Origin of the sequence: Bacillus sp. NTK034 (assembly GCF_017303275.1) — a bacterium.
GTDB lineage: Bacteria > Bacillota > Bacilli > Bacillales > Cytobacillaceae > Cytobacillus.
On sequence record NZ_JAFKOJ010000009.1, the window covers coordinates 89,934 to 108,887 of the forward strand.

Consider the following 18,954-nt stretch of genomic DNA (forward strand, 5'->3'; position numbering starts at 1 on the left):
TGTTTAAGAGGGGAGGTTTTTTAATTGTATAGGCTAAAGAGCGCTTACATACTGTTTTGTTATGAATTGTATATGGGATTGGCATTGTATCTTTCCACAATAGTCATATTATAATTGTCCTTGTGAAAAAGCTAATGCAAATGAGGCGAACGCTTCAATGTAATTTATATAGGGTGGTAGTAATTCATGGAAGCTAAAAAAGTTAAAGAAACGCGTGTTGTTCAAACGGATCAAGTACTCATTAATGATTTGAACAACTATCATACATTATTTGGTGGAGTTCTAATGAAGAAGATGGATGCTTGTGCGACGCTTTCCGCTCGCAGGCATTCACGGGTAAAGGAATGTGTTACTGCATCGACCGATTCAGTTAATTTTCTCGAACCGATTCGACAAAGTGATTCGGTCTGTATAGAATCATTTGTCAGCTACACAGGTAAAAAGTCAATGGAGATTTTCTGTAAAGTAATTGCCGAAAATCTTGAAACTGGAAACCGTAGAATCGCAGCTACTGCATTCTTAACTTTTGTACCTCTAGATCAAGATAAAAGACCGATAGAAGTGCCAACTGTTATTCCAGAAACAGATGAAGAAAAATTTCTCTATGAAACGGGAAAAGAACGTGAAAGAGTTCGCAAGCTAAAAAGACAAAAAAATAAAGAACTCGTGTCCAAACTTTCACTGGATAAACCATGGGACTAATACGAATCAAAAAGGAGAGATATTATGCTGACAACATCGAGTTACGACCAATTGAAAAATGCGCAAATGGCTATCGGTAAATTAAAAGACGCAAAACCATCTATTTATAGAAAATTTATAAATATCATTAAACTGACTCGTCAATTGCAGTTTGGATATCAATATATGGGCGCATTAATTATGGATGAAGACCCAGGTAAATTCAATTCGACGTCAAAAGATGATTATGTATTGTCTGTCTATTATCGGGAAATCGAAAATTTAAAAACAGATAAAAAATTCCTTGATTTACAACAGTTACTCAAAACGTATAAACAGCTTAGCTATGCTAATATTAGCAAGTTGGCATTGGGGGAAAAACCAGAAGCATTAGTTGGTCCAACTATAGTCCGTTAATAGCGGAAGGGAACCTTTCGCTTAGAACTTTTATGTGAACCGTACTAAATTCATACAACATTTAACTTACCTAATCTATAAAAAATTTTTAGGAACAGTTTAACATTGACAAATAAAACTGTTCCTAAAACCTTTTATGAAAATGGTGCATGGAGTGCCGGTTAAAAACCTTCTGTCGCATCTAATTAACGACTGTAGAACTAAAAGATGCGGAAGGTTTAGTAAATATAATCATCCAATCGATTCATCAATAATTCAGGCTGACCCATAGGTTCTTATGAACACTTACAGGGTCAGCTTTTTTATATTCAGAGGAATTTTGGAAGTGATTTATTTCTAAATAAAGGTTAAATTAGTGGTCGGGATTTTCCTGATCACTAACCATTCCAGGTTTTTAAGATAATGAATTATTTGGATGGGCTTTATTAGCAAATAAAGTAAGAATGAGTTTGGGAAAAATAAGTCGCTTCCGCCGTACAGGTTTCAATGTACTTTTTAGTAGTAACCCCCTCAATTTTTATTTTTCCGGAAGATTACTGCTTACCGTGGGAAATTAAACCTTTTTGCTAATAATATTCTTCTCTACGGACACGATAAAACAAAGGGAACTTATAGATTGGTGGCCGGGAGAATGAAGGTATTATCTATGATTCAGCCTTGGGCAAGTCTTTTTGTCCTTCGAGAGATTGAATTTGAAACAAGGTCATGGAAAACAAATTATCGCGGGCCGCTGGCCATTCATACAAGTAAAAAAATAGATAAGGCTGTCTGCAGGCATGTGGCCATCCGTTCGCTGCTCGGTAAGCATGGATATACAGAAGAGACCCTTCCAACCGGAATGATCATTGCTGTAGGCCGGCTTGAAAATTGTCTGAAGATAATTGAAAAAAATCAGACATCAGCAGTCCTGGAAAATGGACAAATCGTATCAGGAAATGATTATTTTTTTGGAGACTTTACTGTGGGAGGATATGCTTGGGAAGTTCAAGACATGAAGATCTTGAATGAACGTATCCCAGCAAATGGCCAGCTTGGGTTATGGGAAACTGATTTATTATGAAAGGCGATGGAGGTAAGCAGTATTTCACTTGTACATAGGAATAACGGATTAATTTTTAAACTGAGGTGACTTTAATCGAGAGGGAGATTTAGAGACCTTTGGATGTTACAAAGGCTTTCCGCCGAGTGAAGCGAGAAAGTTCGTGGGAGGCATAAATATCATCATGCATAAGATTTTCTATTCCTCAAAAGTTGACATCCTATTAGCTAGTATAACGAATAACAAATAAGAATTCAGCTTTCCGTTTACTGTTTGTTTTTTTTAGATGCAGTATTTTTTTGACATTTTATGTACAAAATAATGTAGTTGAAAATAAAAATGGTGGCTATTATGAAAACATTGTGGCTTTTTCTTATTTTAGCAATATTATCCTTTACTTCCTTATACATCTTGATGAAGAAAATGAACGTCACTAACATCTTGGGCTGTTATTTTTTCTCCAATATTCTTATTACAAATACAGGTCTAATCATTAATTTAAATTTAGAACTTACAAAGCAAGATCCAAGTCAGTTAATTTTTTGGACACAAAAAATTCCTGAGTTGTCACTCAAGCCAGCGTTACTTTTATGGGTTATTTATATTTTGTTCTCTAAAAGAACTATTTTCAGTAAACTTATTCATTTCTTCATCTTCTTAACAGCACTCATTTTAATTGAAATATTTTTCGTTCATATTGGATATTTGGAATGGGTAAATTGGAATGTATTTTATTCATATTTGAGATACACTCTGATTATTATATTATTGGCTATTTACTCATTTTATTTAGAAAAACTTATTTATAGAGACAAAGAGGTGAATACGTCATGATGTTACCTCTTCCTGAGAAATTTGATTCAAATGAAATGTTTATTATCTTTTCCACAATACTTACTTGGTCCCTCATGTTTATATTACCTAGACGATTGCGTGCTGCTACCATCACAATTATTTGGACATTTAATGTTTTTCTTGCTTTGTTAGCTGATATTACCCTTGGTGTAAAACCATATGAATTATACTTTACGATTGATCATAAAAAGCATGAATTATTTGATGTATTATTGCACTTTGTAACTTATCCTACTCTTTCTTACTTTGTCGTAAACTTCTATCAATATAAAAAACCAAAAGGTCTAAAGTATCTATTTATATTATTTTTTGGGCTGGGGTAGCGATTGCTCTAGAATGGATTGCAGTAAAGTTTCAAGTTTTTACATATACAGGCTGGAAATTGTATTTATCCTATATCACTTATTTGGTTGTTTTTGCTGCTAACATTTGGCTTTCGAACTTTATTGAAAAGAAAGCCCCTTACAAATGGACTTCAACTAGTTGATTCGATTAAAACACCATTAACTCCTTCTTTTGCTAAGGCGATAGCAGTAGCTCGTCCAATACCTCTGCCTCCACCAGAAACTAAGCAGTTTTGCCATTTAATGAATTCATTTTTTTCACTCCAATGAACAAGGTTTTTATACAAATTAAAATAGAAAGACCGCAATCTTGCATAGATAGTTTGCGGTCTTTCATAGACAAACAACGTTTTATTCTAAATTGGCGTGTTTGCCATACATCTTATTCGTATCCAAGCCCTTTTTCTCCATAAACCTCAGAATGACAGCATCGCAGAATAGTAAAAGAGTTTGCTCGAATAATGAGCCCATAGGCTGAATGGTTTTATAATCACCTTCCGATTGATCCTTAGGTGAACCAGGTAACTTAACCTTTATATCCGCTATTTTTCCGATTGTGGATTCGGGGAAAATCGTTACGGCAGCAATCGTTCCACCTATACTTTTTGCTTTCTCTGCCATGGAAACAAGGCTTTTCGTTTCTCCTGAACCTGAAGCGATGATCAAGATGTCATCTTTTTCAAAGTTAGGGGTCACCGTTTCACCTGGTACATAAGCATCTATGCCCATATGCATCATTCGCATCGCAAATGACTTGGCCACAAATCCAGATCTACCTGCGCCAGCTACAAACACTTTTTTTGCTTCAAGAATCCCATGAACCAATTTCTCAGCTTCTTCATCCGGAATGTGGTCAGTTGTTCTGATTAACTCTTTTAAGATCTTAGCTAAATATTGCGACGTATGCATGCTTGACCTTACCCTTTTTTGATCATTTCTTGCATTGTTGCTGCTGCAGCTTTTTTATCAGCTTGACCTGTAATACCGCCGCCAACAATGACAAGGTCTGGATTTACTTTAATGACTTCTGGAAGTGTTTCTAATTTAATGCCGCCTGCGATTGCAGTTTTTGCATTTTTTACAACACTTTTAATCGTTTGCAGATCTTCAAAAGAGTTTTTTCCTACTGCTTGAAGGTCGTAGCCGGTGTGGACACAAATATAGTCTACACCCATTGCATCGACTTCTTTAGCGCGGCCAGCTAAATCTTTTACAGCAATCATGTCAACAAGGATTTTTTTGCCTTGTTTTTTCGATTCTTCTACAGCACCTTGAATAGACATATCTTCGGCTGTGCCTAGAATCGTAATAATATCAGCACCTGCTTCAGAGGCTTTCATTACTTCATAACCAGCAGCGTCCATGATTTTCAGGTCTGCTAAAACCTTTAAATTAGGGAATGCTTCTTTTACTGCCTTTACTGCATGGAGACCCTCATTGATTACGACTGGGGTACCGATTTCTACGATATCGATATGTTCCCCCACTTCTTTAACAAGCTCAATTGCTTCTGGAATATTGACTAAATCTAAAGCTAATTGTAATTCCATATATGTTCACTCCTATTAATTTTATTCGGATTTTTCGTACAGTTATACTGTCTACAAAATTAAATAGATCCTCTTCAGGAATATTATCCTTTTGGAGTATTATCTGTACCAGCAGCCGGGATCGATGATGTTCCCAATCGCTGAACAATTGCAAGTATACAACCTATAACATTTTAGTGGAAGTACGCACTTTTATTTTACATAGTGCTAAAAAGTATACTATGGGGTATAATAACGATAGAGGTGAGTGAAATGTCACGAATGCAGGATAAGATCTTTAACTGTGAAAAGGAATTGACGCTATCAGTTATCGGTGGTAAGTGGAAAATGCTGATTTTATGGCATCTAGGGAAAGAAGGAACCAAGCGATTTGGTGAATTGAAGGCTCTCATGCCAGGAATCACGCAAAGGATGCTTGTGAACCAATTGCGTGAACTGGAAGAAGACTTGATAGTAGATCGGAAAGTGTACCCGGTTGTTCCTCCAAAAGTGGAATATACCCTTACTGAACAGGGGAGAAGCTTGATGCCGATTCTTGATGCTATGTATAAATGGGGTAAAAACTATATGGAGACTGCAGGGTTAAACCCTAAGAAAGAGTCAAATAATTAAAACTTGACTATATAAATTGAGGCAAATAGCACCACAATATAGAAAGGGGCAATGTGATATAGCATTGCCCCTTTTTCTTTGTTTGCCTTGTAAAAGGCTGACAAAACATATCTATTAGATTGTAAATGCCAATTGTAATGACATACCTTTATTAAACTATGACTAGTTGTTAATTTATTTTTTCTTTTTCAAGCATATCCTTAACTACATACTCGATGGTTACATTTTCTAAGACCTTTTCCATCGCTAATTGTGCAGCAGACAATATAGGAATAATCGTATTTTGAATGTTTCTTCCTACAGGACATTTAGGATTTGGACTTTCATGAACATTAAACAACTCATTATCCTGTACGACATTAACTGCCTTATATACATCTAGCAGAGTAATGTCAGATAAATTCCTTGCAAGCTTAGTTCCCGGAATACCAGGATGTACCTCTACTAACCCTGCTTTCTTTAGCATTCCAATAATTTTCCTGATAAGTGCTGGATTTGTGTTTACACTTTCTGCTAAATATTCAGATGAACTTACACCGTCTTTATTAAACTCTATAAGAGATAATATATGAACGCCTACAGCGAATCGGCTGCTAATGGACATTTATTCATCACCTTTCTTGCATCTTCATAAGGATAAATTTTTTCTTGTAATAAATGTGGTTACACCCTTAATATTATACCTTAAAAAATGACCATTTATAGTTATTGACAAAATCTTAAAATGTAATTATTATGATTACATGTAACTGATGTGGTTACATTTAATTTAAATGTATGTAACTGAAGGATGTAACGATAAACAATTTTATTGGGAGGAATGGAAGATGAGATTGTTAGTAACTGGAGCTACAGGGAAATTGGGCACCAAAATTGTTGATGCATTGTTGAAAACTGTTCCAGCAAATCAACTTGCAGTTAGTGTTCGGAATCCGGAGAAGGCAGAAGGAATAAAAACTCGAGGAGTAGAAGTTCGCCAGGGGGATTTTGACAGTCCAGAAACTTTAGATACGGCTTTTAAAGGAATCGATCGCTTATTGATTATTTCTGCGGATGGAGACAATGAAACAAGAATTCGTCAGCACACAAATGCGGTTTCTGCAGCAGAGCGTGCCGGTGTTAAATTTATTGTATATACTAGCATTGTAAACGCCAGGGAAAGTAAGAACATGCTTGCTCCAACACATAAGGCAACGGAAGAAGCTATTTTGAAAACAGGAATTCCTTATTCTTTCTTGCGTAACAATTGGTACTTGGAGAATGAAAGTTCAAGCATTGAAGGTGTACTGGCAGGAGCACCATGGGTGACTTCTGCAGGAACTGGTAAAGTTGGCTGGGCACTGCAACAGGATTACGCAGAGGCGGCAGCAGCAGTATTAGCTGGTAACGGGCATGAAAACACTATCTATGAGCTCTCTGGTAAGTTATTTACACAGGAAGAGTTTGCCTCTGCACTTGGCGCTGTATTGGGTAAGGAAGTACCAGTTCACCAGGTTGATGATGGTGCTTCCTATGCTGAGGTAATAAAGGGTGCTGGCGTTCCAGAATTCCTCATTCCTTTTCTAGTTGGTATCCAGAAAGATATTCGAGAGGGCACACTTGAAATCGAGAGCAGCGATTTTGAAAAACTACTTGGCCGTCCGGCTGCACCACTCGGCGAAGGGTTGTCCCAAATCGTAAAAAGTATCCAATAAAGGGTATATTGGGATTTTAATTTTTAACCTGTCATCAAAATGCCATTTAATAAACAAAGGAACAACAAAAAACAAAAATTAAGAGACCGGTTCGGTTTTTGAGTTTAAAACTTAAATTAGCACACAAAGAAGCAGTCCAATTCGCAACTGAATTGGTCTGTTTCTTTGTGTAAATGAGAAATTTTGAATAGGAATGGTATTTTTAGGCGACCAACCTATTAACGTTTAAAAGGAGGTAATGTTAAATCATCAAAGTGACTAAACAAAAAATGGCTTTCTAAATGGCCATGGTACAATTTTAAGACCTTTATTGTTTTTTTTGAATCAGCATTATCTTACATATTTTATTAAGATTTGTAAAAAAAAATATACTTTAATGCGAAGCTGGGAACCCTGATGATTTTGCTGTTAGATACCTGAATTTCTTAAACTTGTCATTTGCTCTGAAAGCATATGAAGTTCCGCTTGACAAGACTTTTTAAATTTTAAACAATCAATTCCATCAGCTTGAGTATAGGAAATTTTTTAAAAAAACATGCACTTGAAAAAAAATAAATCATATATAGGTGATATCCCGTTTTAATGGCTGAGGAGGATAACATGAAACATATGCTGCCTATTGAAAAATATTTCGGTAAGTTAGAACTAGTTCATACATTTTATGGGGCTATGCCTACAGGTGTTAGTATTTCGGAAACTGGTCGCATTTTCATTTGTTTTCCGAAATGGGGAGACGATGTTAAATTTACGGTTGCCGAAATTATTGAGGATGAATTGCAGCCTTATCCTAACTTACAAACAAATTTGGTTAACCCAGGGAATATCACAATGACTTTCATCAGTGTCCAAAGTGTAGTTGCGGATGGATGGGGAACGCTTTGGGTATTGGATACAGCGGCACCAAATTTTTCTGAACCAATTAAAGGTGGTGCAAAATTAGTCGCTGTTGATTTAAAAACCAATACAATTAGAAGAGTATATACTTTTACAGAGGACGTAGTCCTGCCAACAACTTACCTGAATGACGTCCGATTTGATTTTCGTGTTGGAAACGCGGGTTATGCCTATATAACGGATTCTTCTTCCAAAGGACCAGGAGCTATTATCGTCGTAGATTTAGAAAACGGAAACGCGTTTAGACGGTTAAATGGAGCAACTTCAACTTCACCTGATCCCTATTTTATACCGAAAGTAGAAGGAAAAGTGTTGATGAATCGAAATAAAGATAGCGGAACTTCTCCTTTTAGATTGGCGTCTGACGGTATTGCGATTTCTCCCGATGGGAAGGTATTATTTTTTTGTCCACTAACAAGCCGTCATCTGTTCTCGATTCCAACAGAAGCCCTGAGAGACAGAAATATACCAGACATGGATTTACCTTATCATGTGGAGTATTGGGGAGAAAAAGGTGCGTCTGATGGAATGATCACCGATGCAAAGGGAACTGTTTATGCTGGAGATTATGAAAACAACAGTATCCGTAAAATATTGCCAAATGGAATAATGGAAACTATCGCACATGATCCGAGAATTTTGTGGCCGGATACTTTTTCAATTGGTGCGGATCAATATTTGTATCTCATTGTGAACCAATTACATCGGCAGCCTAGATTTCATTATGGAAAAGACCTGCGACAGAAACCTTATAGTTTACTTCGTATGAAAATTGATGAATTTCCTGCTCCGACCATTTCATAATAAGAATTGTCAATTAATTGTTTACATTATATAGTGTAAAACAAACATGAGTAAGCAAGAAGTATTAATTTTATTTACTTCTGCGAAATAAACTCAAAATGGTTTACTAGGAACAGTTTAATTTGGTGAATTTTAAACTGCTCCTGGAAATTTTTTATATTGTTGGTAAGTTCAATGCTGTATTTATATTATTTAAATCCAAACTGATTTGTTCGTTTGTATCCCAAGCATGGTACCATCCTTTTTCCTCCATATATGCGGATATATGTTCATGCATATCAAGAGCTTCCACTAAATGGCGAGTGAGCATTTCTTTAATTTCGGGCGTTCCTGATTCTGTTACTGCCATGGCATAATTTCTAACGCCACTCTTAGCTGCAATCAATAAATCCATTGCAACCACTTGATCTGATAGTGCGTCCATGCCAGTTAAAGTTTCAATGATTGGATTCATGTTCATTCACCTCCTAATTTACTGCTTAGCGTTTGTAAGGATAGAAGCATATTCTTGTAATTGTCTCGTAGATACATCAATGTCTTGCTGCATAATATCTTTTAATTGCTGATCTGTAACTAACGCTTTCATCGTTTTGGACTTAGTCAGACAATTAGTCTTAAATGCAGCCATCTCATGGACCTCAAGAACTTCATGCAAGGCGTAGTTCATTTTTTCATACCTCCTTCCTTAAGGTTTCAACACGACTTTAATACATTCGTCCATTTTTGTGTCAAAAATCTCATAGCCATGTTTTGCTTCACTAAGAGGAAGGACATGACTTACTACATCGCTCGGATCAATCTTACCAGTTGTTACCAATTCGAACATGTATGGCATATAGTGGATGACAGGAGCTTGACCGGAGCGGATATTGATATTTCGCTGCATAATATCTCCAAGAGGGAAACCATTATATCTGCCGCCGTAAACGCCCGTAACTTGAATTGTCCCGCCTTTACGCACTGCTTGTGAAGCCATTATAAACGCACTTAATGCTCCCCCTTGAAGCTTCATTCCGCTCGCAAGGAACTCCATATCAGTCATTTTTCCGTCCATACCAACTGCATCAATGACAACATCAGCGCCACCCTTCGTCATTTCTTTCAAATGCATTCCCACATTTTCAAAGTGTTCGAAATTTACAATTTCAACTTTGTTGGTCCGTTTGGAGTGTTGCAAACGATAATCGACATAATCTACTGCAATCACACGCTTTGCACCTTTTAACCAACAAAATTTTTGAGCAAAAAGACCAACTGGACCGCAGCCAAATACAATAACTGTATCTCCGGCCTTTACGCCTGCATTGTCAACACTCCAAAAACCAGTGGTCATAGCGTCTGCGATAACGGATAATTTTTCATCTGGTTCTTCACAGGTTTCTGGAATCTTAAAGTGAGTGAAATTGGCAAAGGGAACACGTAAATATTCAGCTTGCCCGCCTGGATAACCGCCAGTCGTTCCCGAGTATCCGAAATACGCACCCATATCACCATTATCATTAGAATTATCACATTGGCTTTCCAAATGGTTTTTACAATAAATGCATTCCCCGCAGGCAATGTTAAAAGGAATAATAACACGATCCCCTTTTTTTACTTTCGTAACATTTGGTCCCACCTCTTCAACAATTCCCATCGGTTCATGACCGATAATATAGTCTTCCTGCATATTTGGAATCATTCCATGGATTAAATGTAAATCAGACCCACATATAGCTGTACTCGTTACTTTAATAATCATGTCATCTGGTTTTTCAATCTTTGGATCTGGGACGTCTTTAACTACAACATTTTTAATACCTTGATACGTTACTGCCTTCATGCTATACAGCCTCCAGTGTTAGTGATCATCAGGTGTCCGGTCAAACATACCTTTTCTATTGCTCTCAACGGGAAATAGATTCATTTTGCCAATCATCAATGTATTGTTGGCAGAGAGTTGATCTAGTTTATACTGTTCACTTAGTTCGTAAGGATGGAACCATTTTTTATTAATCATTAGTTCTGTAATTTCTTGGTGCATGGCAATCCCTTGCATTAACTGTTTTCGTAAGAGGTTTCTGACATCAGGTGATGCGGACTCCGTTAATGCTACAGCAATATTGCGGACACCTTCTTTGGCACGAAGAAGTAAATCCATCGCAAATGTGGTATCTGCTAGCTCTGGTACGTGTAGCGAGTTTATAGGGTCTAAATAGTCATTATTCAATGAATTTGCCTCCTTTTCAATTTACTATTGGTGTTGGCCGGTTTTGAGGAACAGGAGATTCAAAAGGTGCGCGTTGATAAACTGCCTGTAATTCTCCAAGCGCTTGAATGGATTGTTCAACATCTTTTTGCATTAATGCTCTTAAATCATTATCAAATACCAGTCCTTGCATAAGTTTTGATTTTGCTAAGCAAAGGGTTTTAAAATTTATAACTTCATGTAGATCCAATGACTCATGATCAGCTAATTTTTGATTATCCATCAAATTAACCTCCTTATTCTTAAGTACAATCAATTGTATTGTTCCAAAATAGGAGGGAAACATTCTTTAATGTTTTTTAAAATTAACGGTTGGAATATTCATACAGTGGGGGAAATTCATTTAATGTGATGGCTGAGGATGATTGTTGCGGCGGTCTTTTTTCTTGTATCTAAAAAAATGTTCAACCAGAAATATCTGGTTGAACTTTAAATACGAAAGGAAGAAGAAATGCCCTATCCTTTTTACTCTCTTGTTGATTAGAACCTCCTTCTTAAGAAAAATCGTATTTATTATTGAAGAGACTCCTTATAACAGACATTGAAAATCTGACCAATAAGAAGGAAAAAGAAAGCGAATAGAAAGTGGTTTTCCAATTCCATCCCTTTTTATATTTAACAAGCTGTGTATTTTTTTCTAACCATAGCTCAGTAATAGTCAACGGTACACTGAAATACAGAACTTTTAAAAGGCAATGAAGGATGCGAGAATCCTTAGTCAGTTGATTATAAAAAACACATGAAATTGGGAAAAGAATGTAATCAAAAACCAAACTTGTTTTAACTTGTTTTGGAAATCGGGTGGGATATTTAACGTAACCTTTATTTACAACTAGTTGATCTACCAATGATGCATAATAACTTTTTATAAAGAAAACAAGGAGCCAGTCCTTTGCAAGAGGTTTTTTAATTAAGTAAATAAAGGAACTAATACCAAAGAAATAAAGCAATTTTATAAGGTTTTTTTCAAATTTTCTACCCATGGTTAGCACCTCCATAATATAGGTTATCTCTGATGCAGGTGGTTATACTTAGGACATATTAGGGCCGGAATTATATCTGGGGAATTAGATTATTTAAAAAGAGCATATCCTGAACTTAATCTTAAAAAGCTTCCAACCTATTATGTATTAAAACAAGAAAAGGTGATTTATAGTACACATAGTCTGCAACAACTTAAATCTTATCTTGGTGAATTAAAGCACCTTTGAAAGCTTACTTAATTGTAAAGCTTTCTTTTTTTATTAATGTAGCTTTTTTTCTACTACCGAGGCAGCATTATTTGAAAAAAGATTCTTGAAATTTAAATTTCATTATGATACATTTAATGGAAATTAGGAGTGAGTATATATGCGTTCAATAAAGAAGATAACTATCTCGTTCTCACAACTACATCATCATATCTTGTAGCCTTGCTATTCGATTTATAAAAATCGGAAATAGGAAGGCTATTTATCATTAAACCGTATTTGATTAAGTTAAACACTTAAATCAAGTGCGGTTTTTTATTTTTTTTTAAAACTTTGGAGGTAATGAAAATGAAGAAAATGGATTATCAAAATGTAAAGGGTACGCAAGATTACTTACCGAATGCTGAAGTTATTAGAAGAGACATTAGAAGAACATTAGAAGACGTATTCATCCAATACGGATGTAAACCATTGGAAACCCCCATATTAAATTACACGGAACTACTTGCTTCTAAATACGGTGGTGGAGCTGAAATTTTAGAAGAAATGTATACATTAACTGATAGAGGTGAAAGAGATTTAGCTTTACGATATGATCTCACTATACCGTTTGCAAAAGTTGTTGCGATGAACCCGACGCTTAAGATGCCTTTTAAGCGATATGAAATTGGTAAAGTATTTAGAGATGGACCAATTAAAACAGGAAGGTTTCGAGAATTTACACAATGTGATGTTGATATTGTAGGTGTAGATTCACAAATAGCCGAAGCTGAATTAATGGTTATGGCATTGGACGCATTTAGAAAGCTTAATTTAAAGGTATCGATCCAATACAACAATCGAAAATTACTCACTGGAATGCTTGATGTATTTGGTACTGAATTTCAAAAAATTAATAATGTAGTATTAATTCTAGATAAGCTTGAAAAAGTTGGATTAGGAGCTGTTATTTCCGAACTTAATGATCAAGGATTATCAAATTCAACGATAATGTTAATTAAACAGTTTTTAACTGATGAAAGGAATTCAACTCTCAGCTATTTTGAGTCTTTTTCCGAACAAAATGAAGAGGTAAGGCAAGGTTTAAATGAATTAAAAGAGCTGGCATCCTATCTAGATTTTCTAAGTATTAATAAACAGTGCATTTTTAATCCATTCTTAGCAAGAGGTTTAGAGATCTACACAGGTACTATTTATGAGATATTCTTATCTGACCAATCTATAAAATCAAGTATTGGAAGTGGCGGAAGATACGATAATGCAATCGGTGGGTTGATAGGTACAACTGAAAACTTCTCAACAGTAGGAATATCATTCGGCTTAGATGTAATTTATACGGCTATGAGTACATCTGATAAGGAATTAAGAGAGAATCCGAATATAGATTATTATATAGTTCCACTAGGCACTCAAAAAGAATCCTTATTGGTAGCAAATTATTTAAGAAATAAAGGCTATAAAGTTGAATATGAAATGAGCAACAAGAAGTTAGGCAAGGCTCTTGATAAAGCAAACAAAGAGAAGATCCCTTACGTGATAATTATTGGAGAGAATGAGGTGAAAAATAATCAATTCAAAATAAAAGATATGTTATCAGGTGACGAAAGGGTTGAATCATATCTGTTTAAATGATTTAAAAATTCTTATTCAAGTAGCCTGTACTTATTTTCAGAATCAGCTGCCAAACCAGGTGGCTTTTTCTTATTTAACAAACGGGGCAGCATTCCTGTAATGAAGGAAAATGGAGTTTGAACTAAAAAATAACCTCTTGGTAGAATGAGAGAGTCCTGAAGCCGGCAAGCGAAAAGGACATTACTCAAATACAAGGAGGCTTTAATGAATTATAACCAGAATAAGAAGATTGCTCAAATTACTCCTTACACCCTGATTATAGGGGTGGATATTGCGAAATTCAAGCATGTGGCACGTGCCCAGGATTTCAGGGGAATGGAGTTTGGAACCCCTTGTTATTTTGAAAATACAAAAGAAGGTTTTGAGCATTTTCTTCATTGGATTTCGGAAACGAAGAAAGCACGTAGTATGGAGAAAGTGATTGTCGGTATGGAACCAACAGGGCATTATTGGTTTAACCTGGCTCATATTTTAAAAGAGAACGAGATTAAGTTTGTAGCTGTAAATCCCTTGCACGTAAAGAAAAGCAAGGAACTTGATGATAATTCTCCAACTAAAAATGATGTAAAAGATGCCAAGGTCATTGCCCAACTGGTCAAGGACGGAAGATACGCCGAACCTACCATACCGCAAGGTGTTTATGCCGAACTCCGTGTGGCAAAGAAAATACGCGATCTTTTAACCGAGGACCTTCAAACGGTCCAGGGCCAGGTGCATAACTGGATTGACCGGTATTTTCCGGAATTTCTTAAGGTCTTTAAGAAGTGGGAGGGCAAGGCGGCATTACAATTCTTACGGCTTTATGCTCTACCGCATGAAATAGCCAATTTCACAGAAGATGAATTGCTTATCCATTTAAGAAAATCCGTAAAAATAGGTGTAGGTGCTAATAAGATTCGGGAATTAAAGCAAGCAGCGAGTCAGTCCATCGGACTTCGCCAAGGCTCTGAGATGGCAAAAATGGAGCTGAAAACTCTTCTGGCTAAATATGATTTAATTCAGAAGGAATTCGAAGAATTGGACGGAAAAATAGATTACCTGCTTGATGAAATTCCAGGAGTAGCCCAAATGTTAGCGATCAAGGGTGTTGGAAGATACAGTCGCTGGTTTCTTTGCGGAAGTGGGTGACCTACGTGAGTACACTCACCCCCGACAAATTATTAAGCTGGCTGGCTTGAGTCTGAAGGGAAATCTGGAAAGCATAAGGGAAAAACCACCATCTCCAAGAGAGGACGGAAGAAGCTAAGGGCTCTGTTGTTTAGGGTTTGCATGATTCTCGTTGCCAAAAATTCAGCTTTTAAGGCCCTGCATGCTTACTTTACACAACGGTCAGACAACCCGCTAAAGAAGATGCAGTCCCTTATCGCTTTGTGTAATAAATTGATTCGTATTTTCTTTATTATAAGTAAAAAGCAATTTGAATTTAGTGAAGAAAAGATGTTAAAAGATATCCCTCAATTGGCAGGATCAAAGAAGGCAGAACTGGCCGCTTAATTCTGGTTTCGTTTAGAATAGAAATAGGTCTTGGCTTATAGTTTTGGAGACATTTGAAGCACGGATTAGTCGGCAAAGCAACTAAATTACGGGCATGGACCCTGTGGGGCAGCATTGCCGACATCCACCTCATGGAAAGGTTGGACGAAGGAATTTGAGAGCGAAGACTCTGTGAGGCATGAGAGGGTTGACCTCCATGAGATATGTGGACATCTACCAGTGCGGCCATATTCTTACTACTCCACCAATTTCTGTAATAGATTGGTTAGTGGGATGTAGCTCATTTTTCTCGATGTGTCCAAATATATCCTTTTCAGTGACTATCCTCCAACTTTAATCCATTTACCGGCAGGTAAATAGCTATGAAAATCTAAGAAATCAGGAGTAACCGGGTGTGTACGCTTCATTTATTGAGGGAGGTTAGTTGAATAAACTCTGCTGTCTATTCAGCATTAAAAGCCATCCTCTTAAATAAAATAGAGGATGGCTTCAATAAATGTTAATTATGACTTTTCTAATAATACTTCCGATTATTACTCCAGGAATAACAAACAATATCGGGAGCCAGATAGGCCCAAATAATTCTCCAAGTATCTTTAAGTTTGTTGAAAAAATCACACCAACAGTCACAAAAAACGCAGTGAATACATACGGGAAAAAGGAATAAGGGTCTTTCCCTCCGCCTGCATCTCTCACGGCATCCCACATAGAAAAAAAGTATAAACATGGATAAAACATCAACCATTGATACTCCGCGTGATTTATGGCATCACTAATTTCTCCATGAAAACTTAGGAGTACGACCTGATTAAAATTGGATTGTATATTAATCAGAAATTAAAGTACCAAAAATACTGTGCCTTTAAAATATTTTCCGTTTAAATACTGACCGATTCCAGGAAGTGCAATGCTCCAAATTATTTTTTCAAATATGCTTTTATTCACTCAATAAACCCCAAATTGTTTTTCTACACTTCTTTTGCTATTTCTTTTCTATTAGGTGCGAGTGGTGGTTGTTCTAACCATTTATTCTGTACCATAATATTAAACCATTTCTTTGTTACAATAAGGTTTTTTAGAATTGTACTCTCATAAGCGGTCACAAGGTCTGTTCGCATGGCTGATGCTAAACCTGCCCCATGATAGTTTTGTGCAGCTTGAAACAAGAATCCAATATGATACAACATTAACTTATCGGAGAAAGGAGAGTCCGTTGATGTTGTAACTTCTGTTTCCCAAGATTTTGGAACCGGTAAGTTATCCGCTTGCATGATTTTTGAAAATGATTTTATTTGACCATCAGATGTTTTCTCGGTATCGGTTAAAAACTTTCTTACCTCTTTTGTTTGAGCGACTTGACTAAATGCGATAGAAAGGGTTTTAGCCATAATGCTTTTTTTAAGGTTGAAAGAAATACTAATGATTTCTGTCGCTGCTAATTTTCTACCCTTTCCGAAAAAGCCATCAGTGAAATCCTTGCCAGTAACATATTCAGGGTTTTTAGCTGGATAAAATAAAGGGTCTCTTTGAAAATTTCCTTTCTCAAGCAATAATTCAATTGTCTTATGATACATCTTTTTCGCATCGTTATCACATGAATCATAAAAATCCCTTAAGTCTTTTCTAACAGAAACACCTAATGCAGTACTGTGTCCTAGCAAGCCATGTAATGCCATGATATGTAAATAATTTAGGCAAAATATATCCGTGAACAATCTCGGTTTACCTTTAAAGAGGTCAGAATCATTAAAACCAATTGGAATTGGAAATCCCTCGTTCTCCATAAATGCTACAATCTGTTGTTTTTGTTTTCCGAACGTCTTAATAGCATCCTTAAAAATCGCTTTTATTGCCTCGTCTTCAATAATAGAGATCATATATCGATTTACGACATCTGTCATTGTGCCGTTCACATACTCTCCCCATAATGTGCCTATCTCGGAAGATGTTAGTCTTAATTTGTTTTCATCCACAATATCACCTCTTGGATATTATTTACCAATTTAGTAAGTGTTATGAATTCCATAAAAGGCAAACACAATTCTATGCTTGCCTTTTTTACAACAATGCGAATAGGTTCGAAAATATAATTTGTTGTTAAGCTAACGGATTCTTATGTTCAAGATCAGCTGCTAATCAGGCAGCTTTTTCTTATTATGCATAGGGGCAGGTTTGTTAAACAAGAATAATTAATTTTCCAGCTCTCTTTATGATAGAACGAGATATAAATGTAAAATTTAGGGATTTGAATGAGGTGTGTTGATGGAAGATGAACAAAAAGGTGGTAAGAGAATACTCCTAATAATGGGGTGGTTATCTGTGACGTTATTAACTTTTAACTTAATGCCACCTATGTTTTTATTTTTCCCTATATGCATTGGAGTTGTAATAAGGCGAGATTACCAGCGGGATAAGCAAGGAACAGCAATGATTATTTTTGGTATATTAAGTGGAATCGTTGGTTGGCTTTTAGGGATGTTAGTAAGTAATAGCTTAATGTAGGGTAAAGCACCCACGTCACTAAATGGTTTGTAACGAGGGAGTTAATCCAGATTGGATTAAGCCTATTTTTTATTATTAAAAAAGATGAGCCAAAGCCCATCTAGATTTATTCAGCATTCTAACATATAGGAGTGATTTATAATTAACTTTTTCAAATGTTTCTCCTTTATTTTTTTATTTTTCAATTAGCTGATTGCGACACCAGCACTTGCGTAGCCTACAACTGTCGTAGCTATATCAGGACCACCCGTGACTGCTACAGAAAATACCATTAATATACGAGTTTGTTCTGTTACTGGTATATTTAATCCGGTAGTAATGTCATTGAGAGTAGTACCAACATTAACAACACCTGTAAGAGATGGGGCTAAAGTGACTACTGCACCTGGAATTGGGCTAAAGATGTTGTTTGGTGCTGTTGATTGATACAGTTGAGCTGTAACCGTTAGAGTTGATGTTAAGAGATTTAATGCCGCTGTAGTGCTGAAGTAAGCAGCTATCGAAGTAATTACTCCATCACGGGGAACCGAAAAGGAAAAGTTAAGAAGTCCTCCACCTGCACCTGTTAGATCTAGTGATCCTCCAGCAACATCAATTCCGCTTGCAGAACTTCCAAACCCTATAACGCTACCTGTATTTGTGAGACCACCAAGAACAGTAATGAGTGACGAAGTAACACCGGATGCGTACGGAATGATAGCACCAATACCTGGGATGCCTGGAGTTCCTGGAGTTCCTGGCTCACCTTGAGGTCCTGGTATTCCTTGAGGCCCACTAAACCCTCTAGGACCTCGTATTCCTTGTAGTCCACGAAGCCCTTGAGGACCTCTAGGACCTTGGATTGGAACAGCAGGGCAACAGCAGATAGTACTCAAACAGCGATGACAAGCTATAAAATTCACCCCCTTTGATATATCTAGATTAGTATATTTTTACTTTTTAATTTAGCTTGTGTGGTTGTCCAACAAATTGTAACAATTACAAGATAAAAATCATCA

Annotated in this window: 20 protein-coding genes and 3 pseudogenes; 10 read left to right on the top strand and 13 right to left on the bottom strand. The window is 36.4% G+C overall.

What is annotated here, in order from left to right:
• Nucleotides 1–186 precede the first annotated feature (186 nt).
• The 4 genes from JI665_RS21980 to JI665_RS21995 all read left to right on the top strand — a co-directional run bounded on the left by JI665_RS21980 (nucleotide 187) and on the right by JI665_RS21995 (nucleotide 3,315).
• Nucleotides 187–702 (top strand): acyl-CoA thioesterase, encoded by a 516-nt coding sequence (locus JI665_RS21980; protein WP_163140467.1) that lies wholly within the window; start codon nucleotides 187–189, stop codon nucleotides 700–702.
• 24 nt (nucleotides 703–726) lie between these two features.
• Nucleotides 727–1,098, top strand: coding sequence for a hypothetical protein (locus JI665_RS21985; RefSeq protein ID WP_076258571.1), 372 nt, complete (start codon nucleotides 727–729; stop codon nucleotides 1,096–1,098).
• Nucleotides 1,099–1,729: 631 nt separating this feature from the next.
• A complete protein-coding gene (locus JI665_RS21990; protein ID WP_206844166.1) occupies nucleotides 1,730–2,158 on the top strand; it encodes a 2-oxoglutarate dehydrogenase E1 in 429 nt (142 codons plus the stop codon).
• Between the two features lie 809 nt (nucleotides 2,159–2,967).
• The gene (locus JI665_RS21995) at nucleotides 2,968–3,315 is read left to right on the top strand and encodes a hypothetical protein (protein ID WP_244671282.1); all 348 of its coding nucleotides are present in this window, start codon (nucleotides 2,968–2,970) and stop codon (nucleotides 3,313–3,315) included.
• A 155-nt stretch (nucleotides 3,316–3,470) separates the two neighbouring features.
• On the opposite strand, the pseudogene JI665_RS28730 reads toward JI665_RS21995, so the two are convergent.
• The 3 genes and pseudogenes from JI665_RS28730 to hxlA all read right to left on the bottom strand — a co-directional run.
• A pseudogene (locus tag JI665_RS28730) lies at nucleotides 3,471–3,581 on the bottom strand (short chain dehydrogenase); the annotation flags it as partial.
• A 106-nt stretch (nucleotides 3,582–3,687) separates the two neighbouring features.
• Nucleotides 3,688–4,245, bottom strand: coding sequence for a 6-phospho-3-hexuloisomerase (gene hxlB / locus JI665_RS22000; protein ID WP_206844168.1), 558 nt, complete (start codon nucleotides 4,243–4,245; stop codon nucleotides 3,688–3,690).
• A gap of 8 nt (nucleotides 4,246–4,253) precedes the next feature.
• The gene (gene hxlA, locus JI665_RS22005) at nucleotides 4,254–4,886 is read right to left on the bottom strand and encodes a 3-hexulose-6-phosphate synthase (protein ID WP_206844170.1); all 633 of its coding nucleotides are present in this window, start codon (nucleotides 4,884–4,886) and stop codon (nucleotides 4,254–4,256) included.
• Nucleotides 4,887–5,138: 252 nt separating this feature from the next.
• Here hxlA and JI665_RS22010 point away from each other — a divergent pair, with 252 nt between their 5' ends.
• Nucleotides 5,139–5,498: a winged helix-turn-helix transcriptional regulator gene (locus tag JI665_RS22010; RefSeq protein ID WP_206844173.1), complete on the top strand. Its 360-nt coding sequence runs from the start codon at nucleotides 5,139–5,141 to the stop codon at nucleotides 5,496–5,498.
• 169 nt (nucleotides 5,499–5,667) lie between these two features.
• On the opposite strand, the gene JI665_RS22015 is transcribed toward JI665_RS22010, so the two are convergent.
• Entirely contained in the window at nucleotides 5,668–6,102 is a 435-nt protein-coding gene (locus tag JI665_RS22015; RefSeq protein WP_206844176.1) for an Rrf2 family transcriptional regulator, read from the bottom strand.
• A 223-nt stretch (nucleotides 6,103–6,325) separates the two neighbouring features.
• Here JI665_RS22015 and JI665_RS22020 point away from each other — a divergent pair, with 223 nt between their 5' ends.
• Both JI665_RS22020 and JI665_RS22025 read left to right on the top strand, forming a co-directional pair.
• Nucleotides 6,326–7,192 (top strand): SDR family oxidoreductase, encoded by an 867-nt coding sequence (locus JI665_RS22020; RefSeq protein WP_206844179.1) that lies wholly within the window; start codon nucleotides 6,326–6,328, stop codon nucleotides 7,190–7,192.
• Nucleotides 7,193–7,792: 600 nt separating this feature from the next.
• On the top strand, nucleotides 7,793–8,890 hold the full coding sequence (locus JI665_RS22025) for an L-dopachrome tautomerase-related protein (RefSeq protein ID WP_206844182.1): 1,098 nt from the start codon (nucleotides 7,793–7,795) through the stop codon (nucleotides 8,888–8,890).
• A 154-nt stretch (nucleotides 8,891–9,044) separates the two neighbouring features.
• Here the strand turns inward: JI665_RS22025 and JI665_RS22030 are convergent, their stop codons facing one another.
• From JI665_RS22030 to JI665_RS22055, 6 genes are all read right to left on the bottom strand, one after another.
• On the bottom strand, nucleotides 9,045–9,344 hold the full coding sequence (locus JI665_RS22030) for a spore coat protein (protein WP_206844184.1): 300 nt from the start codon (nucleotides 9,342–9,344) through the stop codon (nucleotides 9,045–9,047).
• An 18-nt stretch (nucleotides 9,345–9,362) separates the two neighbouring features.
• Entirely contained in the window at nucleotides 9,363–9,557 is a 195-nt protein-coding gene (locus JI665_RS22035) for a hypothetical protein (RefSeq protein ID WP_206844185.1), read from the bottom strand.
• A gap of 18 nt (nucleotides 9,558–9,575) precedes the next feature.
• Complete coding sequence (locus JI665_RS22040; protein ID WP_206844186.1) at nucleotides 9,576–10,712, bottom strand: zinc-dependent alcohol dehydrogenase; 1,137 nt, start codon at nucleotides 10,710–10,712, stop codon at nucleotides 9,576–9,578.
• 18 nt (nucleotides 10,713–10,730) lie between these two features.
• Nucleotides 10,731–11,099, bottom strand: a complete 369-nt coding sequence (locus JI665_RS22045; protein WP_197249641.1) for a spore coat protein — start codon at nucleotides 11,097–11,099, stop codon at nucleotides 10,731–10,733.
• A 16-nt stretch (nucleotides 11,100–11,115) separates the two neighbouring features.
• Nucleotides 11,116–11,361, bottom strand: a complete 246-nt coding sequence (locus JI665_RS22050) for a spore gernimation protein GerQ (RefSeq protein ID WP_206844188.1) — start codon at nucleotides 11,359–11,361, stop codon at nucleotides 11,116–11,118.
• Nucleotides 11,362–11,632: 271 nt separating this feature from the next.
• Nucleotides 11,633–12,121, bottom strand: a complete 489-nt coding sequence (locus JI665_RS22055) for a CBO0543 family protein (RefSeq protein ID WP_206844190.1) — start codon at nucleotides 12,119–12,121, stop codon at nucleotides 11,633–11,635.
• A 555-nt stretch (nucleotides 12,122–12,676) separates the two neighbouring features.
• Between JI665_RS22055 and JI665_RS22060 the strand changes: the two genes are divergently transcribed.
• Nucleotides 12,677–13,960, top strand: a complete 1,284-nt coding sequence (locus JI665_RS22060; protein WP_206844192.1) for a histidine--tRNA ligase — start codon at nucleotides 12,677–12,679, stop codon at nucleotides 13,958–13,960.
• A 204-nt stretch (nucleotides 13,961–14,164) separates the two neighbouring features.
• Nucleotides 14,165–15,454, top strand: a pseudogene (locus JI665_RS22065) (IS110 family transposase).
• Between the two features lie 489 nt (nucleotides 15,455–15,943).
• On the opposite strand, the pseudogene JI665_RS22070 reads toward JI665_RS22065, so the two are convergent.
• Nucleotides 15,944–16,399, bottom strand: a pseudogene (locus JI665_RS22070) (hypothetical protein).
• A gap of 23 nt (nucleotides 16,400–16,422) precedes the next feature.
• On the bottom strand, nucleotides 16,423–17,427 hold the full coding sequence (locus JI665_RS22075) for a DUF3231 family protein (RefSeq protein WP_206844194.1): 1,005 nt from the start codon (nucleotides 17,425–17,427) through the stop codon (nucleotides 16,423–16,425).
• A gap of 289 nt (nucleotides 17,428–17,716) precedes the next feature.
• Between JI665_RS22075 and JI665_RS22080 the strand changes: the two genes are divergently transcribed.
• Nucleotides 17,717–17,956, top strand: a complete 240-nt coding sequence (locus JI665_RS22080) for a hypothetical protein (RefSeq protein ID WP_206844196.1) — start codon at nucleotides 17,717–17,719, stop codon at nucleotides 17,954–17,956.
• A 185-nt stretch (nucleotides 17,957–18,141) separates the two neighbouring features.
• Here the strand turns inward: JI665_RS22080 and JI665_RS22085 are convergent, their stop codons facing one another.
• On the bottom strand, nucleotides 18,142–18,831 hold the full coding sequence (locus tag JI665_RS22085; protein WP_211202672.1) for an exosporium glycoprotein BclB-related protein: 690 nt from the start codon (nucleotides 18,829–18,831) through the stop codon (nucleotides 18,142–18,144).
• Nucleotides 18,832–18,954: the final 123 nt, after the last annotated feature.

What these genes read in the sequence shown, in the direction of transcription:
- JI665_RS21980 (WP_163140467.1), top strand. Translation starts at nt 187, where the DNA reads ATGGAAGCTAAAAAAGTTAAAGAAACGCGTGTTGTTCAAACGGATCAA.
- JI665_RS21985 (WP_076258571.1), top strand. Translation starts at nt 727, where the DNA reads ATGCTGACAACATCGAGTTACGACCAATTGAAAAATGCGCAAATGGCT.
- JI665_RS21990 (WP_206844166.1), top strand. Translation starts at nt 1,730, where the DNA reads ATGAAGGTATTATCTATGATTCAGCCTTGGGCAAGTCTTTTTGTCCTT.
- JI665_RS21995 (WP_244671282.1), top strand. Translation starts at nt 2,968, where the DNA reads ATGATGTTACCTCTTCCTGAGAAATTTGATTCAAATGAAATGTTTATT.
- hxlB (WP_206844168.1), bottom strand. Translation starts at nt 4,245, where the DNA reads ATGCATACGTCGCAATATTTAGCTAAGATCTTAAAAGAGTTAATCAGA.
- hxlA (WP_206844170.1), bottom strand. Translation starts at nt 4,886, where the DNA reads ATGGAATTACAATTAGCTTTAGATTTAGTCAATATTCCAGAAGCAATT.
- JI665_RS22010 (WP_206844173.1), top strand. Translation starts at nt 5,139, where the DNA reads ATGTCACGAATGCAGGATAAGATCTTTAACTGTGAAAAGGAATTGACG.
- JI665_RS22015 (WP_206844176.1), bottom strand. Translation starts at nt 6,102, where the DNA reads ATGTCCATTAGCAGCCGATTCGCTGTAGGCGTTCATATATTATCTCTT.
- JI665_RS22020 (WP_206844179.1), top strand. Translation starts at nt 6,326, where the DNA reads ATGAGATTGTTAGTAACTGGAGCTACAGGGAAATTGGGCACCAAAATT.
- JI665_RS22025 (WP_206844182.1), top strand. Translation starts at nt 7,793, where the DNA reads ATGAAACATATGCTGCCTATTGAAAAATATTTCGGTAAGTTAGAACTA.
- JI665_RS22030 (WP_206844184.1), bottom strand. Translation starts at nt 9,344, where the DNA reads ATGAATCCAATCATTGAAACTTTAACTGGCATGGACGCACTATCAGAT.
- JI665_RS22035 (WP_206844185.1), bottom strand. Translation starts at nt 9,557, where the DNA reads ATGAACTACGCCTTGCATGAAGTTCTTGAGGTCCATGAGATGGCTGCA.
- JI665_RS22040 (WP_206844186.1), bottom strand. Translation starts at nt 10,712, where the DNA reads ATGAAGGCAGTAACGTATCAAGGTATTAAAAATGTTGTAGTTAAAGAC.
- JI665_RS22050 (WP_206844188.1), bottom strand. Translation starts at nt 11,361, where the DNA reads ATGGATAATCAAAAATTAGCTGATCATGAGTCATTGGATCTACATGAA.
- JI665_RS22055 (WP_206844190.1), bottom strand. Translation starts at nt 12,121, where the DNA reads ATGGGTAGAAAATTTGAAAAAAACCTTATAAAATTGCTTTATTTCTTT.
- JI665_RS22060 (WP_206844192.1), top strand. Translation starts at nt 12,677, where the DNA reads ATGAAGAAAATGGATTATCAAAATGTAAAGGGTACGCAAGATTACTTA.
- JI665_RS22080 (WP_206844196.1), top strand. Translation starts at nt 17,717, where the DNA reads ATGGAAGATGAACAAAAAGGTGGTAAGAGAATACTCCTAATAATGGGG.